15 protein-coding genes are annotated in these 17,702 nt (G+C 66.7%); 2 read left to right on the top strand and 13 right to left on the bottom strand.

Annotated elements, in window-relative coordinates; genetic code table 11:
- Positions 1-56: 56 nt before the first annotated feature.
- Positions 57-1,028, bottom strand: a complete 972-nt coding sequence (locus AC1AYR_RS03975) for an ABC transporter ATP-binding protein (protein ID WP_476511616.1) — start codon at positions 1,026-1,028, stop codon at positions 57-59.
- A gap of 341 nt (positions 1,029-1,369) precedes the next feature.
- Here AC1AYR_RS03975 and AC1AYR_RS03970 point away from each other — a divergent pair, with 341 nt between their 5' ends.
- On the top strand, positions 1,370-2,710 hold the full coding sequence (locus AC1AYR_RS03970) for a sensor histidine kinase (RefSeq protein WP_476511587.1): 1,341 nt from the start codon (positions 1,370-1,372) through the stop codon (positions 2,708-2,710).
- Positions 2,710-3,435, top strand: a complete 726-nt coding sequence (locus tag AC1AYR_RS03965; protein ID WP_476511588.1) for a response regulator — start codon at positions 2,710-2,712, stop codon at positions 3,433-3,435. Before AC1AYR_RS03970 ends, AC1AYR_RS03965 begins: the two co-directional genes overlap by 1 nt.
- A 410-nt stretch (positions 3,436-3,845) precedes the next feature.
- On the opposite strand, the gene AC1AYR_RS03960 is transcribed toward AC1AYR_RS03965, so the two are convergent.
- The 12 genes from AC1AYR_RS03960 to AC1AYR_RS03905 form a co-directional block, all read right to left on the bottom strand.
- The gene (locus tag AC1AYR_RS03960; protein WP_476511589.1) at positions 3,846-5,084 is read right to left on the bottom strand and encodes an argininosuccinate synthase; all 1,239 of its coding nucleotides are present in this window, start codon (positions 5,082-5,084) and stop codon (positions 3,846-3,848) included.
- 86 nt (positions 5,085-5,170) lie between these two features.
- On the bottom strand, positions 5,171-5,680 hold the full coding sequence (locus AC1AYR_RS03955) for an arginine repressor (protein WP_476511590.1): 510 nt from the start codon (positions 5,678-5,680) through the stop codon (positions 5,171-5,173).
- The gene (argF, locus tag AC1AYR_RS03950) at positions 5,677-6,642 is read right to left on the bottom strand and encodes an ornithine carbamoyltransferase (RefSeq protein WP_034526277.1); all 966 of its coding nucleotides are present in this window, start codon (positions 6,640-6,642) and stop codon (positions 5,677-5,679) included. The genes AC1AYR_RS03955 and argF overlap by 4 nt, the downstream gene beginning before the upstream one ends.
- Before the next feature lie 67 nt (positions 6,643-6,709).
- The gene (locus tag AC1AYR_RS03945; RefSeq protein ID WP_476511591.1) at positions 6,710-8,029 is read right to left on the bottom strand and encodes an acetylornithine transaminase; all 1,320 of its coding nucleotides are present in this window, start codon (positions 8,027-8,029) and stop codon (positions 6,710-6,712) included.
- Positions 8,019-8,975: an acetylglutamate kinase gene (gene argB, locus AC1AYR_RS03940; protein ID WP_034526273.1), complete on the bottom strand. Its 957-nt coding sequence runs from the start codon at positions 8,973-8,975 to the stop codon at positions 8,019-8,021. The genes AC1AYR_RS03945 and argB overlap by 11 nt, the downstream gene beginning before the upstream one ends.
- A 145-nt stretch (positions 8,976-9,120) precedes the next feature.
- Positions 9,121-10,293, bottom strand: a complete 1,173-nt coding sequence (gene argJ / locus AC1AYR_RS03935) for a bifunctional glutamate N-acetyltransferase/amino-acid acetyltransferase ArgJ (protein WP_034526271.1) — start codon at positions 10,291-10,293, stop codon at positions 9,121-9,123.
- Entirely contained in the window at positions 10,290-11,384 is a 1,095-nt protein-coding gene (argC, locus tag AC1AYR_RS03930; RefSeq protein ID WP_034526269.1) for an N-acetyl-gamma-glutamyl-phosphate reductase, read from the bottom strand. Before argC ends, argJ begins: the two co-directional genes overlap by 4 nt.
- Before the next feature lie 140 nt (positions 11,385-11,524).
- Positions 11,525-12,319, bottom strand: a complete 795-nt coding sequence (locus AC1AYR_RS03925) for a hypothetical protein (RefSeq protein ID WP_476511592.1) — start codon at positions 12,317-12,319, stop codon at positions 11,525-11,527.
- Between the two features lie 105 nt (positions 12,320-12,424).
- On the bottom strand, positions 12,425-15,034 hold the full coding sequence (gene pheT, locus AC1AYR_RS03920) for a phenylalanine--tRNA ligase subunit beta (RefSeq protein ID WP_476511593.1): 2,610 nt from the start codon (positions 15,032-15,034) through the stop codon (positions 12,425-12,427).
- A gap of 6 nt (positions 15,035-15,040) precedes the next feature.
- Entirely contained in the window at positions 15,041-16,144 is a 1,104-nt protein-coding gene (gene pheS / locus AC1AYR_RS03915) for a phenylalanine--tRNA ligase subunit alpha (RefSeq protein WP_101621642.1), read from the bottom strand.
- 194 nt (positions 16,145-16,338) lie between these two features.
- Positions 16,339-17,226 carry a TrmH family RNA methyltransferase gene (locus AC1AYR_RS03910; RefSeq protein ID WP_476511594.1) on the bottom strand — a complete coding sequence of 296 codons (888 nt, stop codon included), beginning with the start codon at positions 17,224-17,226 and terminating at the stop codon, positions 16,339-16,341.
- 54 nt (positions 17,227-17,280) lie between these two features.
- Positions 17,281-17,694, bottom strand: coding sequence for a DUF2326 domain-containing protein (locus AC1AYR_RS03905; protein ID WP_476511595.1), 414 nt, complete (start codon positions 17,692-17,694; stop codon positions 17,281-17,283).
- Positions 17,695-17,702 lie beyond the last annotated feature (8 nt).

Here is a 17,702-nt window from a genome sequence, read left to right as displayed (position 1 = left end):
TTGCCTCCTTTCATGGGGCTCACGGCGTTCCGCGGCGCACGCGGAACGCGCGGGCGTCAGTCGCGCAGCGCCTTGCCGGTCAGTTCGAGGAACACGTCGTTCAGGGTGGGCGGACGGCTGGCGAGATGGCCGACGTTCACGCCGGCGGCGCGCAGCACGCCGAGCAGGTCGATGAGGTTGTGCTCGCCACGGCGGCATCGCACGTCGAGCTCCCGGCCGTCGTACTCCGCTTCGATGACGAAGGCGAGCGCCCGTATGTCCGCGAGCGTCCCGTCGGTCAGGTCGAGCGTCTCGACGGTGATGCGTTCGCCCGTGTCGATCATCGATTTGAGTTCGTCGGCGGTGCCGAGCGCCAGGTGTCTGCCGTGGTCCATGATGAGGATGCGGTCGCAGATCATCTCGACCTCCTCCATGTAATGGCTGGTGTACACGACGGTCGCGCCCGCCGCGTTGAGCCGTTCGATGCCTTCGAGGATCGCGTTGCGGCTCTGCGGGTCGACGGCCACGGTCGGCTCGTCGAAGAAGATCAGATCGGGCTTGTGCGCGACGCCGCAGGCGATGTTGAGGCGTCGCAGCAGGCCACCGGAGAGTTTGCCCGGGCGGAACCGGCGGAATTCGCCGAGCCCCGCGAATTCGATCGCCTCCTCGACGAGCGGGGCGCGGTCGGTTTTCTTCGGCACATACAGCGAACAGAAGTAGTCGATGTTCTCCTCGACGGTCAGCTCGTTGAACACGGCGGCGTTCTGCGGCACGAGGCCGATGCGCCGTTTGAGCGCGTAGCTGGTCGGGGTCATCGGCTCTCCGAACACGCGGATCGTGCCCGAATCGTAGGCGAGCAACGCGAGGATGCAGTTGATGGCCGTGGTCTTGCCGGAGCCGTTGGGGCCGAGCAGACCGAAGATCTCGCCGCGGCGGATGTCGAGGTCGAAGTGGTCGAGCGCCACCATGTCGCCGTAGCGTTTGACGAGCTTGGAGACGCCGATGGCGGGTGCGCCTGGATTCTGGGCCGCCATCGTGGGTGCCGCCATCGTGGGTGCCGCCGTCGTGGGTGTCGTGTGGTCGTGCGCCATGTCCGCTCCCTTCCTTGGCTTTGCGTATCTCCATCGTCCCATCCGTCCGTGCGGCGCGCCACCGGCGAATGTCACCGGTCGCGGATGTGACGATGACATTCGTCACCGATGCCACGAGCGACACGAACGCCGCGAGCCCTAGGGACCACGAACGTCACGAACGACACGAACGCGACAGGCGCCGACGTTCGCGACATGCGCCTTCACGGCGGGTAGTCTGGAAGCGGGCGTCCGGGGTGAGTGACGTCGGGATGCCGAACAGTCGCGAAGAATCGCGGACGAAGGATTGCGGGGGTGCCATGCGGACGATGATCGGAAAGGGCGTGTTGCTCGTCTCATGCCTCGCGCTCGCCTCGCTCTCGCACGCTCCGGCGGATGCGATGCTGGTCGCGGCGATGCTGATGGCGGTGATCGTCTCCGGTCTCGCCGGATGGCTGTCCGCGAGCCGTCTCGCGTTCCTGCCGACGACCATGTTCGTCCTGCTTGCCGTATTCTCTCACGATTGTCGCCTGTTCCTGCCGCTCGTCGCGTTCGACATGGCGCGGGCGCCGTTGCCGGATGACGGGACCGATGCGGTATGGCGCGGTGCCGTCATGCATGCGACGCGCCTCGACCGGCTGTTTCTCGCGATGGCGCGTTGGCTGTGGTTGGCGCCGCTGATTCCAGTGGCGGTCGAGGCTCGTTCGGGAGGCGGCATCGCGTCGGCCGTGCTGACGGTGTCGATGACGTGCGCCGGTTTCCTGATGGGCGCGGATTCGCGGGACGTCACCGTGCTGCGCGGATTGCTGCGCGGCACCGAGGACCGGCTTCGCGAGTCGTCGCGTTCGGCGCGGCTGCGGATGGCGGACGTGGACGAGGAACGCGCGCAGTCGGTGCGCATGGCCACGCTCGGCGAACGCACGCGCATCGCCCGTGACATCCACGACAACGTCGGTCATCTGCTGACACGTGCGATTATGCAGGCGCAGGCCGGCAATGCGGTGTCCGAGGCTGTCGGGGACGACGCCGCAGCCCGCGGTTTCGCTGCGTTGGGCGAGACGTTGGACGGCGCGATGACGATGGTGCGCCGGTCCGTGCATGATCTGGAGGATGACGGCACCGATTTCGTCGCGCAGATCGAGGATGCGGCGCATTCCTTCGACTCCCCCACCGGGAGTAAGGCGGGGCTCGTGGTGCGTTTGGAGAACGACGTCACGTCGGCTCCCGCGCCGGTCTCGCGGTGTCTGGCCACGGTGATCCGCGAATCGTTGGCCAATGTCGCGCACCACAGCGAGGCGCACGAGGCGCGGGTGACGCTGCGTGACTTCCCCGCGTTCTGGCAGTTGGCCGTGACCGATCCGGGTCCCGCCACCGCAACCGGCAATACGTCGTCGAATTCCACATCGACGATCTCGCCATCGACCTCGGCCGCATCCCGTGCCACGGCCGGCAGCGACGGGGATCTTCCGCCGCACGGCATGGGGCTCGCGGACATCGAATCGCGGGTGCGCGCCCTGGGTGGCAATGCGATGTATGGCCCCTACGATAGCGGGTGGAGGGTGTTCGTCTCCCTGCCGAAGGCGCGTTGGAACATGAACGGCACCGGTGACGATGCCCGTGACGACAAGGGGCGTGAGATCCCCGGAAAGGCGGGTGCGTGATGACCATCGCGATCGTGGACGACGATCCGATCGTCTGCCAGTCGTTGGAAACGATACTGACTGCCACGGGCACGGCCGACGTGCTGTGGACGGCAAACGACGGCGACGATGCGGTACGTCGGTTTTTCGACGGGCCGGGCTCGCGACCGGACGTGCTGCTCATCGACATTCAGATGCCCGGACGTGACGGCCTCGACGCGGCGAAGGAGATTCTGGCCCGCGACCCGGATGCTCGCATCCTGTTCCTCACCACGTTCGCGGACCGCGACTACATCACGCAGGCGATGGCGCTGGGAGCGAAGGGCTATCTCATCAAGCAGGACGTCAAGGCTGTGGGGCCGGCGATCCAGGCGGTCATGGCCGGACAGGTGGTATTGGGCTCCGACGTGCTCGGCAAGCTCACCGGAGACGGAGACGACGGTGGCGGAAACGACGATGCCGACGAGGCCGCCTCCGCTCCCCCGTCGCGCCGATGTGGGACATCGGACGGTTCGGACGATGCGATGGGGGTTTCTTCCGACGCGGCGGCATTGGAGTCGATGCTCAACGAACGCGAACGCGAGGTCGCTGCGCTCGTGGCCGAGGGACTCGACAACCGCGACATCGCGCGCAGACTGTGTTTCAGCGAAGGCACGGTGCGCAACCGGGTCAGCAGCGCGCTCGACAAACTCGGACTCACCAACCGCACCCAGCTCGCGATTCTGTGGATCAACGCGCACCGCTGACGCGGATCTCCGATGCCGTGCACGCTCCGAAGCATTTCGACGCGCACATGTACCGCCCGAGCATCCACCCAAACACCCGCCCTAACACGCTCGGACTAGACACCCGCTCAAACACCCGTTATCCGCTCTTTACAGCGTCAAATACCCGTTCAGGAGGCCCTGAAACGGGTGTTTGACGCTGTAGATCCGGAATAACGGGTGTTTCGCCCAGTAGACACATGATTGGGCCCATATTGATTGGGCTCATACACGGCTGGGCTCATACACGGCTGATACCCATACACGGCTGAACCCATACACGGCTGATACACATGAAAAGGGCCGGCCGCGATGGGCCGACCCCCTGGGTCCGGACACGAGTCCCGAAGGAAAACCCGTATCAGATGATGCGTCTCGCTTGGCTTATTCGCTTACTCGACGGTGTTGTCTGGCACTTCGATGCCGTTGCCGAACTTGACGTCGCGGGCGGCGGCGACACGGCTCGGCAGACCGTAGATGTCGATGAAGCCGTTGGAGGACTTCGAATCGAAGCTGTCGCCGGAATCGTAGGTGGCGAGGTTGTAGTCGTACAGCGAGGTGTCGGAGCGACGGCCGGTGACGACGGCGCGGCCGCCATGCAGGACCATGCGAATCTCGCCGGACACGTACTTCTGGGTGTCCTCGATGAACGCGTTCAGGGACTGGGTGGCCGGGCTGAACCACTGCGCATCGTAGACCAGTTCGCCCCAGCGCTTGTCGATGTCGCGCTTGATGCGGTGCTGCTCGCGCTCGAGGCAGCAGTTCTCAAGCTCCTGGTGCGCGGTGATGAGGGCCACGGCGCCCGGGGCCTCGTACAGCTCACGGGACTTGATGCCGACGAGACGGTCCTCGATGAGGTCGATGCGGCCGATGCCCTGGGCGCCGGCGCGGCGGTTCATCTCCTCGATGGCCTGCAGCGGGGTGACGTCGCGGCCGTCAATCTTGACCGGCACGCCCTGCTTGAACTCGATGACGACCTCGTCCTCGACCGGCGGGAACGCCGGATCATCGGTGTAGGAGTAGCAGTCCTTGGTCGGGCCGTTCCACGGATCCTCGAGGAAGCCGGTCTCGATGGCGCGGCCCCACACGTTCTGGTCGATGGAGTACGGGCTCTTCTCGGTCTGCACGATCGGCAGCTTGTGCTCCTTGGCGAACGCGATCTCCACGTCGCGGGTGAGCGCGAGGTCGCGAATCGGGCTGATGGCCTTCAGGGTCGGGTCGATGGAGGCGATGGACACCTCGAAGCGGACCTGGTCATTGCCCTTGCCGGTGCAGCCGTGGGAGATGGTGTCGGCGCCGAACTGGTGGGCAGCGCGCACGAGGTGCTTGGAGATGAGCGGACGGGAGATGGCGGAGACCAGCGGGTACACGCCCTCGTACATGGCGTTGGCCTTGAGGGCCTTCATGCAGTATTCGTTGGCGAATTCGTCGCGGGCGTCGACCACGTAGGCCTCGACGGCGCCGCAGGCGAGGGCGCGCTGCTTGATGGTTTCGAGGCTCTCGCCGCCCTGGCCGACGTCGAGGGACACGGCGACGACGTCCTTGCCGGTGCGCTCCTTGAGGTAGGAGATGGCGACGGAGGTGTCGAGGCCGCCGGAGTAGGCGAGCACGAGTCGATTGTTATCTGCCATGGAATGCCTTTCTTCAAAACAAACTGATGCAAGTATATACAGAAGTCTGTATATTTATGCACGGCGTGTCCAGCATGCGCAACATATCACTTGGAGGCGAGGGCGAGCAGCCAGTCGGCGCGGGCGACGGCCGTCTCGTCGTCCTTGCAGATTGCCATCACCGTGTCGTCGCCGGCGATGGTGCCGAGCAGTCCGGCGATCGGCTGCTTGTCGATCACCGAGGCGACGTACTGGGCGGCGCCGGACGGCGTGTGGATGACGATGAGGTTGCGGGCTGCCGCGACCGACGTGACGAGCCCGCTCAGCACGCGCGACATCTGCGCCTCCGCCTTGGCGGAGTCCGTCTGCTCCTCCCCCGCCGGATCATGCCCGACGGCGTAGGCCATCGTGCCGTCGGGCAGGCGCTTCTTGAACGCGTTCATCTCGTCGAGGTCGCGGCTCAGCGTCGCCTGCGTCACCGCGATACCCTCGTCGGCGAGAATCGACGACAACTGGGATTGCGAGGTGATGATGTGCGTGAGCAGCACCTCTTCGATGGCGCTCAGACGCGCGGCGCGCGTGGCCGGACGGTGGAGGGACGGACGCGTTTGACTCATGCGAGCAGGCTTTCGTCGCCACGCTGCTTGCCGACCAGCCAGGTGAGCAGCGCCTTCTGCGCGTGCAGACGGTTCTCGGCCTCGTCCCACACCACGGACTGCGGACCGTCGATCACCGAGGCGGTGACCTCCTTGCCACGGTAGGCGGGCAGGCAGTGCTGGAACAAGGCGTCCGGCTTGGCCAGCGCCATCAGCTCGTCGTTCACCTGGTAGTTCCAGAACGGCTTGGAACGGATTGCGTATTCGGCCTCCTCGCCCATGGAGACCCACGTGTCGGTGAACACGCAGTCGGCATCCTTGACGGCCTCCTTCGCGTCGGTGGTCACGAGGATGGAACCGCCGTTCTGAGCGGCGATGCGCTCGGCGTCGGCCACGATGTCCGGACGGGGCAGGTAGCCCTGCGGGCCGGCGACGCGCACGTGCATGCCGGCGACGGCACCGCCGAGCAGGTACGAGTTGGACATGTTGTTGGCCGCGTCGCCCACATAGGCGATGGTCTTGCCCTTGAGCGCGTCCACGCCGCCGCGGAACTGCGCGATGGTGAGGAAGTCGGCGAGGATCTGGCAGGGGTGGAAATCATCGGTCAGGGCGTTGACGACGGGGCAGGTGGCATGCGCGGCCATCTCCTCGACGCGGTCCTGGCCGAAGGTGCGCCACACGAGGCCGTAGGCCATGCGCGTGAGCACTTCGGTGGTGTCGCCGACCGGCTCGCCGCGGCCCAGCTGGGAACCGGACTTGTCGATGACGAGCGGGTAGCCGCCCAGCTCGGCCACACCGATGGAGAAGCTGGAACGGGTGCGGGTGGAGGGCTTGTCGAACAGCACGGCGACGGCCTGCGGGCCGGCGAACGGCTGACGGTAGAAGCGGTTCTCACGGAACTTCATGCCGAGTTCGAGGACCTGCTTCTGCTCCTCGTGGTTCAGATCGTCGTCGCGCAGCATGTGGCGCAGTTCGGGGGTCATGGTTGGTTGTCCTTTCGTCGATGCGATATATCGGGCGGGTGGCCGGATCGGTCGGAATCCGGTCGGATCAGTCGTCGGGAAGGTCGCCGGGAACGTCCTTGAGGATGGCAAGCGCCTCGTCGACGTCCTGTTCGGAGACGATCAGCGGCGGGGCGAATCGTAGCGCGTCGGCGCGCACGGCGTTGACGATGAGACCGCGTTCGAGGCACCAGTTCATCACGGCGTGGGCGCACGGATGGGCGAGTTCGACCGCGTCGAGGAGTCCGCGACCGCGCGTGGAGACGTACAGCGGGTTGCCGCCGGCCATGATGCCGTCGCGCAGCTGCCTGCCGCGCGCTTCGGCGTTGGCGACGAGGCCGTCCTCCTCGATCACGTCGAGCGTGGCGAGCGCCGCGGCAGCGCCGAGCGGGTTGCCGGCGAAGGTGGAGCCGTGGGAGCCAGGCGTGAACAGGGCGGAGAGCTTCTCGCCGAAGGCGATCATGCCGCCCATCGGGAAGCCTCCGGCCACGCCCTTGGCGAACGTGACCATGTCGGGCGTGATGCCGCCGGACAGGTCCTCGCGCTGGAACGCGAACCATGCGCCGGTGCGGCCGATGCCGGTCTGTACCTCGTCGATGATGAGCAGCGCGTGGTTGATGTCGCACATCTCGCGCACCTTCTTGACGTAGTCGGCGCCAAGAGGTTTGACGCCGGCTTCGCCCTGGATGAGCTCCATGATGACGGCGGCGACCGGGCCCTTGCCGTAGTGGCCGACGCCGGTCTCGCTGAACGCCTCGTAGAGGGAGAGCGGGTCGCCGGCGCGCACGAATTCGATGTTGGGCACGAGCGGGCCGAACGGCTTGCGGATGGCGGGCTTCCATGTGGCGGACAGCGCGCCGAGCGTGCGGCCGTGGAAGCCGTTGGTCAGGGCGATGATGCGCGCCGGCTTGCCGCCCATCGCGGGCGCGGCACCAGGCAGCGTGCGGCCGTACAGTTTGGCGAGCTTCAGTGCAGCCTCGTTGCCTTCCGCGCCGGAGTTGCCGAAGTACACGTGGGAGCCTTCGGGCGCGCCGGCCAGTTTGACGAGGCGCGCGGCGAGTTCGATCTGCGGCTCGGTGGCGAAGTAGTTGCTCACGTGCGCGACCTTCGCGGCCTGTTCGGCGACGGCCTTCACCCACTTGGGGTGCGCGTAGCCGATCGAGTTGACGGCGATGCCGCCGAGGAAGTCGAGGTATTCGTTGCCGTCGACGTCCCACACGCGGGCGCCCTGACCGTGGTCCATGACGCGCAGCGGCGTACCGAACACGTTCATGTGGACCTGGGAGTACTCCCCCAGCCACTGGGAATCCTTGGGGCCGAGCGGTTCCGGGACCGCGGCGGAAGTGGTGTTGTTCACGTCAGAAGACATAGGAGCTCCTCATTTCGATGCCGTCCTCGGGCACGACCATGGTGCCGATGCCGGCGGAGGTGAAAATCTCGTTCAGGATGGAGTGCGGCTTGCGGCCGTCGATGATGTGCGCCTGGGGCACGCCGCCGTCGATGGCGCGCACGCACGCCTCCATCTTCGGGCGCATGCCGGATTCGAGATCGGGCAGCATGTCACGCAGGTTCTCCACGCCGATGCGGCCGATCAGCGAGTTGCGGTCCGGCCAGTCGGCGTACAGGCCGTCCACGTCGGTGAGGATGACGAGCTTGTGCGCGCCGACGGCGGAGGCGAGCGCGGCGGCCGCGGAGTCGGCGTTCACGTTGAGCACTTCGGTGGCGTCGTCCTCGTTCGGCGCGACCGAGGAGACGACGGGGATGCGGCCCGCGTTGACGAGGTCCTCGACGGCGGAGGCGTCGACGGAGACGACGTCGCCGACGAGGCCGATGTCGGTGGGTTTGCCGTCGATGACGGGCCGGCGCTGCATGGCGGAGAACAGGCCACCGTCCTCACCGGAAAGCCCGACGGCGAGCGGGCCGTGCGCGTTGATGAGGCCGACGAGCTCACGCGACACCTTGCCGGTGAGCACCATGCGCACCACGTCCATCGCCTCGGGCGTGGTGACCCTCAGACCGCCCTTGAACTCGGACTTGATGCCGAGCGCCTTGAGCATCTGGGAAATCTGCGGCCCGCCGCCGTGCACGACGATCGGGTGCAGGCCCACCTGGCGCAGGAACACCATGTCCTCGGCGAAGCACTGCTTCAGGTGTTCGTCGATCATCGCGTTGCCGCCGTACTTGACGACGATGCGCTGGCCGGCGAACTCCTCGAGCCACGGCAGCGCCTCGATGAGCACTTCGGCCTTCTGGTCGGCGCGCAGGTCGGTGTGCACGTCGAAATGGAATCCGGGTCCCTTCAGTTCAGTAGACATGTTCTTCTTTCGTTTATCGCCGCCTCTTCAACGGAAAACGAGGGGCGGCTGCCGATATTCGTCGTCAGACCGTAAAGACTTGGCCTGAGCGGCCCGGAGCGTGTCGGATGATGAATATCGGCAGCCGCCCCGGGCACCGCCGGAACTAGCTTTCGTAGTCCGCGTTGATGTGGACGTATTCGTGGGTGAGGTCGTCGGTCCAGACGGTCGCCTCGGCGTCCCCGGCGTTCAGGTCGATGTCGATGTGGACCTCGCGCGGGGTCATGTCGACTTCGGAGCGGTCGCGTCCGGCGCCGCCGTTCTCGCAGATGCGCACGCCGTTGACGTCGACGGTCACCTTGTCGGACTCGTAGGGCGCGACTTCCGGCGGCACGGTGCCGAGCGAGGAGACGATGCGCCCCCAGTTCGGGTCGTTGCCGCTGATCGCGCACTTGAGCAGGTTGGAGGCGGCGACGGCGCGGCCGCAGGCGAGCGCCGCGTCCTCGGTGGTGGCGCCGGTGACGGTGATGCGGATGTCGTGGCTGGCGCCTTCGCCGTCGCCGATGATCTGGCGGGCGAGGGAGGCGCAGGCGTCTTTGACGAGCTTGTTGAACTCGTCCTTGTCGGGTTCGACGCCCGAGGCGCCGGAGGCGAGCAGGAGCACCGTGTCGTTGGTGGACATGCAGCCGTCCACGTCGATGCGGTTGAACGAGTGTTCGGTGGCGACGGCGAGCGCGGCCTGGAGCTGCCCGGCGGAGACGACGGCGTCGGTGGTGATGACGCACAGCATGGTGGCCAGCTGCGGGGCGATCATGCCGGAGCCCTTGACCATGCCGCCGATCCTCCAGCCATTGGAACCTTCGAGTTCGACGGTCTTGGGCTTGGTGTCGGTGGTCATGATGGCGTGGGAGGCGTCCGCGCCGGCTTCCGGCGTGGCGGCGAGCGCCGCGTGGGCGGCCTTCGCGCCGTCGAGCACGTGGTCGAGCGGCAGCAGTTCGCCGATGAGGCCGGTGGAGCACACGGCCACGTCGTCCGGTTCCGTGCCGACGAGCGCGGCGACGGTCTCGGCGGTGGCCTTGGACTGCGCGTAGCCTTCCGCTCCGGTGCACGCGTTGGCGCCGCCGGAGTTGAGGATCACGGCCTTGACGTGGCCGTCGGCGACGACCTTGCGCGACCACTGGACGGGCGCGGCGCAGAAACGGTTGGAGGTGAACACGCCGGCGGCCGCGTCGAGCGGGCCGTTGTTGACGACGAGTGCGAGATCCTTCTTGCCGGCGACGGCGGAGATGCCCGCCTCGACACCGGATGCGGCGAATCCTTGTGCGAATGTGACGCTCACGGGGCGACTCCGATCTTGGTCAGGCCCTGGTCTTCGGGAAGGCCGAGGGCGATGTTCAGGGACTGCACCGCCTGGCCGGCGGTGCCGCGGTTGAGGTTGTCGATGGCGGCGAAGGCGATGATGCGGCCGGCCTTGCGGTCGGTGACGACCTGGATGTGGGCGGCGTTCGAGCCGATGATGTTCGCCGTGGCGGGCAGGGTGCCTTCCGGCAGCAGCACCATGAAGTCCTGGTCTTCGTAGGCGTGGGCCCACACGTCGCGGATCGCCGCGTCGCTCAGGTGCTTCGCCTTGTCGGTCATCTTCGCGCTCACGCAGGCGAGGATGCCGCGCGACATGGGCGCGAGCACCGGCGTGAAGCCGAGCGTGAACCCGCTGGCGGCAGCGGCGTCGAGGCCGGCGGCGTGCGCGAGGTTCTGCAGGATCTCGGGGATGTGGCGGTGCGTGCCGCCCACGCCGTACGGCAGGGCGGAGCCGAACGCCTCGGCGGCGAGCAAGTTGGTGCGCTTGAGGTTCTTGCCGGCGCCGGAGTAGCCGACGACGAGATCGGCGACGATGTCCGTGTGCTCGACGAGGCCTTCGGCGACGCCGGGCTGCAGGGCCAGCGTGGTGGCGGTCACGTTGCAGCCGGGGCCGGCGATGCGCTTGGTTCCAGGCAATGCGGCGCGCTGGCGCGTGTACGAGCCGTCGGCGGCCTTGCCGGTGATGAGCTCGGGCATGCCGTAGGTCCAATGCTCGTAGAAGTCGCCGCCGTAGAACTCGTCCCACGCGCTTTGCTCTTCGAGACGGTGGTCGGCGCCGAGGTCGACGACGACCGCGTCCGGGTCGAGCTGGGACGCCAGCTTGCCGGAGGCTCCGTGCGGCAGCGCGAGGATGATCACGTCATGGCCGTTCAGGACTTCGGGGGTGGTGTCTTCGACGGTCAGATCCGCCAGCTGCGGGATGTGCGGCATGTGCTTGCCGAGCTTGTCCCCCACCGAGGAGTGGCCCGCCACGCAGGTCACCTCGAACGCGGGATGGGCGGCCAGAATGCGCAGCGCCTCGCCTCCCGCATAACCCGTGGCACCCGCCACGGCCACCGTGTATTTCGCCATATCACGTCCTTCACTTCATGGGCAATACCCACGAGCATACATACCTATGCAGACTATTGCATAATTATGTAATCACGTGTCGAGACGGCACATGGACGGCGAGGCGCACCTCACCGTCATCGTTCACGCGATTGGCGTGGTCACGTGGTCATCGTGTCGCCGGAACCGGAACCTCCGCCGACCATATTGAGCATCTGGTTGGTGAGGTCGGTCACGTCGACGCCGTTGACCCACATCCAGATCTGCACCGCGGTGGTGATGAGGTTGATGACGATCGCGGCGATGGCGAGCCCGCGGCCCTTCATATGGAAGGTGCCGGTGCGCCACACGGAGATGACGCCCATGATGGTCGGCAGCAGGGGCACGCTGAAGACCAATGCGAATACGAACGCGATGATCGCGTAGGAGTCCCACCGTCCGTACAGCGGGTTCTGGTTGGGGTCGTTCACGTCGATGCCGTAGAAGTACCGCGGTGTATGCCCGTCGCCTGGAGTCGAGGGAGCGGCCGGATTCCAGTTGGGCTTCCCGTTCGGGTTTCCGTTCGTGCTCCCGTCGGCCGCATACGGGCCGTTCTGCCCGGCGCCGCCGGGATATGCCGCGCCGGGCGTGCGGGGCGCCTGCGCCGATGACATCCGCGGACCGTTCTCCCCGCCATCGTCCTTCTTCGGCTCGGGATCGGGGGCGCCATACAGGTAGGGGTTGTAGTTCGGACCGTACTGGCTCAGCATCGCGCCGTAGTCGGGTTGCGCGTACTGGCCGTACTGCGGCTGAAGCTGGGATTGCTGGGATTGCGGCTGCACCGACGACGGAACCGCCGGCACCCCCGACGGACCTCCCCCGGAAACGAAAGGACCCGATGAGCCCACGCCCGGAGCGACGCCGTTCCCTCCCGTCTGTTGTGCGGGATCGTTCGGCTGTTGTCCGGGTGCGCTCATCGGGTCCTCCTCGTGTTGCACCTTATGTTAACTTATGTCGTTTCGCTTTCGGCCCAGCGGCTCATCACCGACGGGCCGAAATGGGACGGGAACGGGCCGGCCGTCTCAGGCGCGCAGCTGCGCGCCGAGCTCCGCGGCCTTGTCGACGATGGCCTTGCGGATCGCCTCGCTGTCTTCGGCGGACAGGGTCTTGTCGGGCGAACGGAACACCACCGCGAAGGCGAGGGACTTCTTGCCCTCACCGACCTGCTCGCCGGTGAACACGTCGAACAGTTCGATGGATTCGAGGTTCGCGCCGGCGGCCTCACGCACCACGTCTTCGAGCTGGGCGGCGGTCACCGTGTCGTCCACGGTGAAGGCGAGATCCTGCTTGACGGGTGGGAACGTGGAGATCGGCTTGGCCTGCACCGGCTTGCCGTCGAGCGTGGCGAACAGCGCGGTGAGGTTCAGCTCGAACGCGGCGGAGTGCTCGGGGAAGCCGAGCGCCTCGTTGACGTGCGGGTGAAGCTCGCCGACGAAGCCGACGAACGTGCCGGCGGCGTTCACGCGGGCGAAGCGGCCCGGATGCCACTGGGCGGGCACGTCGGCGGCGGCCGGCTGCTCCAGCTCGATGGCGGCGCCGAGACGGTCGGCGATGCGATGCACGGCCTCGACCGCGTCGGACCAGTCGACCGGGCGCTTGCCGCCCAGCCAGCCGGTGTTCTCGGCGAGACCGGTCAGGATGCCGGCCACATGGTCGGGCTGGTCGGGCAGGCCGGCGTCGAGCGCGGCGAGCTGCTCCGGCGTGGGCTTCACGCCGCCGGGCAGGGCCGGGATGGCGGGCGCGTCCGGGTTCCACAGGTACACGTGGCCGAGCTCATAGAGCGACACGTTCTCGATGCCGCGGCGGATGTTGCGCTGCACGGTCGTGGCGAGCGTGGGCAGGATGTGGCGGCGCAGGAACGGACGGTCGCCATACAGCGGGTTCGCGATCTCAACGCTGACCTTCTTGGTGTCCTCCGCATCGTAGCCGAACTGCTTGTAGTCGTTGTCGCCCACGAACGGGTAGCTCAGGGCCTCCACCATGCCGTACTCGGCGAGCTCGTCGGCGACGCGGCGGCGGCGCAGCTGGTCGGCGGTCAGGCCGACCGTACCCTTGACCGGCGCGGGCGGCACGACGACCGGGATCTCGTCGTAGCCGACGAGACGCGCGACCTCCTCGACCAGGTCGCACGGCTCGTTCAGGTCCGGACGCCAAGTGGGCGGGGTGACGGAGAACTCGCCGTTGCCGCCGCCGGCCACGGTGCAGCCGATGTCGGTGAGGATGTCGGAGATCTCGTTCACGCCGGTGGCGAGGCCGGCGACGCGCTTGACCTCGGAGGCCTTGAAGTGGATGGCCTTGCGGCGGTGCGTGTGGTTCACGTCGGTCGGCTTGTCGCTGGCCTCGCCGTCGCCGTACTTGATGAGCAGGTCGGCGGCCATCTGTGCGGCGGCCGGCTGCAGCTGGTAGTCGACGCCACGCTCGAAACGACGGGATGCCTCGGACGGGATCTTGTGACGGCGGGCGGAACGGGCGATGGACACCGTGTCGAAGTGCGCGGCCTCGAGCAGGATGTTCTTCGTCTCCGCGGTCACCTCGCCGTACAATCCTCCCATGACGCCGGCGAGACCGATGATGCGGGAGGCGCGCAGGCCGTTCGGCGAATCGGTGATAAGCAGATCCTCGGGGCTGAGCTCATGCTCCTTACCGTCGAGGGTGACGAGCTTCTCGCCCTCGTTCGCGCGGCGCACGACAATCGGGCCTTCGAGCTTGTCCATGTCGTAGGCGTGCATCGGCTGGCCGAGGTCGAGCATCACGTAGTTGGTGACGTCCACGGCGAGCGAGATGGAGCGCATGCCGGCGCGGATGAGACGACGACGCATCCAGTTCGGCGTGCGCGCGGACGGGTCGAAGCCGCGGATGGCGCGCGCGTAGTAGCGGTCGCAGCCGGGCACGCCGTGGATCGGGTTGTCGTCCTCGATCTCGACCTGGACGTCCGGCACGGTGCCGGAGGCCTCGCCGGCGGCGACAGGCACCTTCGCGTTGAGCTCCTTGACCGGGTCCGTGTACGCGGCGCCGGTGGAGTGGTGGTATTCGCGGGCCACGCCGCGGTAGGACAGCGTGTAGCCGCGGTCCGGGGTGATGTTGATCTCCAGCAGCGGCTGGTCGAGGTGCAGCAGGTGCATCGCGTCGTCGCCGGGCTTGAGGGCCTCGTACTCCTCCTCGGTGAACCCGTAGTGGCGCAGCAGGATGATGCCGTTGTGGTCGTCGCCGAGGCCGAGCTCGCGCTCGGAGGCGCACATGCCGTTGGAGATGTGGCCATACGTCTTGCGCGGCTCGATGCGGAAGTCACCGGGCAGCACGGCGCCCGGAAGCGTGACGACGACCTTCTCGCCGGCGGCCATGTTCGGCGCGCCGCAGATGATGCCGCGCGGCACCTTGTTGCCGTTCTCGTCGGTCTCGTTGTATTCGTCGCCGACGTCGACATGGCACCAGTTGATGATCTTGCCGTTCTTCTGCGGTTCCGGCGTCGCGTCGACCACGTAGCCGACGACGATCGGACCGGTCACCTGGGAGGCGTGGATCTCCTCCTCCTCGAGACCGACCTTGACCAGGTCCTTGGCCAGCTGCTCGTAGGTGAGGTCGGACGGAACCTCGACGTGCTCCTTGAGCCAATCGATATCAACCATAGGCATGGGTAATCACTCCCCCATCACAAACTGTTCGGCGAAACGCACGTCGCCCTCGACGAGGTCGTGCATGTCGTTGATGTCGCTGCGCAGCAGCAGCGTGCGCTCCATGCCCACGCCGAATGCGAAGCCGGTGTACTCGTTCGGATCGATGCCCGCGGACTTGAGCACGTTCGGGTTGACCATGCCGCAGCCACCCCATTCGAGCCAGCCCGGGCCGCCCTTCTTGTCAGGGAACCACAGGTCAAGCTCGGCGCTCGGCTCGGTGAACGGGAAGTAGCTCGGACGCAGGCGCGTCTTGGCCTCCGGACCGAACATGGCGACGGCGAGCTTGTCGAGCACGCCCTTCAAGTCGGCCATGGTCAGGTGCTTGTCGACGGCGAGCGCCTCGCACTGGTGGAACACCGGGGTGTGGGTGGCGTCGAGCTCGTCGGTGCGGAACACGCGGCCCGGGGAGGCGATGTACAGCGGCACGCCGCGCGACAGCAGGGCACGCACCTGGTCGGACGAGGTCTGCGTGCGCACGACCATGTTGGAGCCGACGAAGCCTGCGGCGTCCTTCGCCTGGTTGCCCTTGACGTAGAAAGTGTCCTGCATCTGGCGGGCCGGATGGTCCGGGCCGAAGTTGAGGGCGTCGAAGTTGTACCATTCGGCCTCCACCTCGGGGCCGGCCGAGATCTGCCATCCCATGGAGATGAAGAAGTCCTCAACGTCCTCCATGAGCTTGGCGAGCGGGTGGCGCGCGCCGAGCGGCTTGCGCGCGACCGGCAGCGTCATGTCGACGGTCTCGGCGGCGAGCGCGGCGGCCTCGGCGGCCTCCTTGAGCTCCTTCTCCTTGGGGCCGTAGGCGCGGCCGAAGTCGGCGCGCAGCTTGCCCATGAGCTTGCCGGCGTCCTTCTTCTGGTCCTTGGGCAGTGCCCCGATGGCCTTGCTGGCCTGTGTCATCGCCGAATCGGCGCCGGCGTATTCGCTCTTGATGGCCTTCAATTCCTCCAGCGTGGAGGCGTTCTGGATTTTCGCGATGCCTTCGGCGACCGCATCGGTCACCGCTTGCGCATCGAATAGCGCTTCTGCCACGAGCACCCTTTCCTTGATATCTGCTTCACTGACGTGCATAACACGTGGGGAAATGCGCGAAAAACACACATTTCCCAAGCGTTGTCCAACATCACATTGTCACGGTATGACTCGACATGGCCGCCCGGTTCCGGCACGTGGTCATCGGGCCCGGCGTCGGGGCGACGGACATGCCGCCCAGGCCGCCGACCTGTCGACGGACCGGCGTCGTGCATGGCGCACGTGCCGCGCGTTCACCGTCCGCTCATGGCAAGGCTCATGAGCATGACCGCGGCGGACGTGCCGAGGTTCAGCGATTCGGCCTTGCCGTACAGCGGGATGGAGACGATGCGATCCATGCGTTCGAGGATGGCCGCGGGCAGTCCCCTCGCCTCGTTGCCGAACAGCACGGCATCGCCGCGCACACCCTTCGTGGGCTCCGCCGCGTCCGCCGCACGCGCGGCGAGCACATCGGGCAGCGCTTCAGGTCTGCGTTCCGGCGTGCCGTACACGTCGGCGGCGATGGTGGCAAGTTCGGTGCGTTCCATCCACTTGAGGAAGGTGCCGGTGTCCATACGCAGCACGGGAATGTGGAACAGGGAGCCCGCGGTCGAGCGGATGACCTTCGGGTTCAGCGGGTCCACGCACTCGTCCACGAACGCGACCGCGTCGCATCCGGCGGCGTCGGCCGCGCGGATCACGGTGCCCGCGTTGCCCGGGTCGCGCACCTGCCAGAACGCGGCGACGAGCGGGCGTTCGGCGAGGCGGACGGCGGAGATCTCCGTATGAAGCGTCTCGATGTCGCCCACGGCGACGATGCCCTGCGCGTCCTTGCTGATTTTGTTCATCACCTCGCGTGTGACGTGGTGCACGTAGATCGGCGTTTCACGGGATTCCTGGGACTTGTCGACGATCGCGGCGAGCGTTTCGGAGACGTACGGATCCCCGTCGGGGTCGATGTCGACCGCGATGTACAGGTCCTGCACCACGTCGGGCCGCCATGTGACGGCCTCGCGCACGGACTGCGGGCCTTCGATGAGGAAACGGCCGGAACGTTCGCGGCCGGCCGGCCGCGCGAGTCCGGCGACGCGCTTGATGCGGTCGGATTTCGGATTGTCGATCACTGCATGGTTGATGGGCATATCTTCCACCCTACCGTCACGTCTACCGCGCCATATCCACCTTCACGATTCCGTCTATCCTTCAATCCTGTTCCATCTTCTGCCGTAGAGCGATCGCCCGTCGGCATTCAGGGAGACGACGGTATGATCGTCGACGATCCGCTGCGTCTTCTGGGAGTACGACCCACGCTTGTCGAAGGCGATGAACACCTGCTTGCCCGTCGCGTCCGTCTTCGCATACAACGCCATGATGGATTCGATCGGCTCGTCTCCGATGTTTTTCAACAGCGTCGAATCATGGATGAGCACCGGAAGAGCCGTATGGTTCAGAACCGTCAGATCGAGGAGAATAACGTCCTTCGCACGGGTGCCGGCGCCGGTGTCCCGCTCGGTGCCGAACGTATACGACTGCTTGCCGTTCCGAGTCTCCGATATGTGCAGCCCGGGCGGATTGTTCCCGGCATCGACGGCACTATTCAGCTGTTTCAATGGACAAA

This window comes from Bifidobacterium sp. LH_417 (assembly GCF_056357035.1).
The sequence above is the reverse complement of the archived record's forward strand: the minus strand, read 5'-3'. Positions and strand labels throughout refer to the sequence as shown.

Bases quoted from the DNA above. Each gene is read 5' to 3' on its own strand.
- argC (WP_034526269.1), bottom strand. From the start codon at position 11,384: ATGGCGAAATACACGGTGGCCGTGGCGGGTGCCACGGGTTATGCGGGA.
- AC1AYR_RS03955 (WP_476511590.1), bottom strand. From the start codon at position 5,680: ATGAGTCAAACGCGTCCGTCCCTCCACCGTCCGGCCACGCGCGCCGCG.
- AC1AYR_RS03960 (WP_476511589.1), bottom strand. From the start codon at position 5,084: ATGGCAGATAACAATCGACTCGTGCTCGCCTACTCCGGCGGCCTCGAC.
- AC1AYR_RS03925 (WP_476511592.1), bottom strand. From the start codon at position 12,319: ATGAGCGCACCCGGACAACAGCCGAACGATCCCGCACAACAGACGGGA.
- pheT (WP_476511593.1), bottom strand. From the start codon at position 15,034: ATGCCTATGGTTGATATCGATTGGCTCAAGGAGCACGTCGAGGTTCCG.
- AC1AYR_RS03945 (WP_476511591.1), bottom strand. From the start codon at position 8,029: ATGTCTTCTGACGTGAACAACACCACTTCCGCCGCGGTCCCGGAACCG.
- AC1AYR_RS03970 (WP_476511587.1), top strand. From the start codon at position 1,370: ATGCGGACGATGATCGGAAAGGGCGTGTTGCTCGTCTCATGCCTCGCG.
- AC1AYR_RS03965 (WP_476511588.1), top strand. From the start codon at position 2,710: ATGACCATCGCGATCGTGGACGACGATCCGATCGTCTGCCAGTCGTTG.
- pheS (WP_101621642.1), bottom strand. From the start codon at position 16,144: ATGCACGTCAGTGAAGCAGATATCAAGGAAAGGGTGCTCGTGGCAGAA.
- argF (WP_034526277.1), bottom strand. From the start codon at position 6,642: ATGACCCCCGAACTGCGCCACATGCTGCGCGACGACGATCTGAACCAC.
- AC1AYR_RS03975 (WP_476511616.1), bottom strand. From the start codon at position 1,028: ATGGCGGCACCCACGATGGCGGCCCAGAATCCAGGCGCACCCGCCATC.
- argB (WP_034526273.1), bottom strand. From the start codon at position 8,975: ATGTCTACTGAACTGAAGGGACCCGGATTCCATTTCGACGTGCACACC.
- AC1AYR_RS03910 (WP_476511594.1), bottom strand. From the start codon at position 17,226: ATGCCCATCAACCATGCAGTGATCGACAATCCGAAATCCGACCGCATC.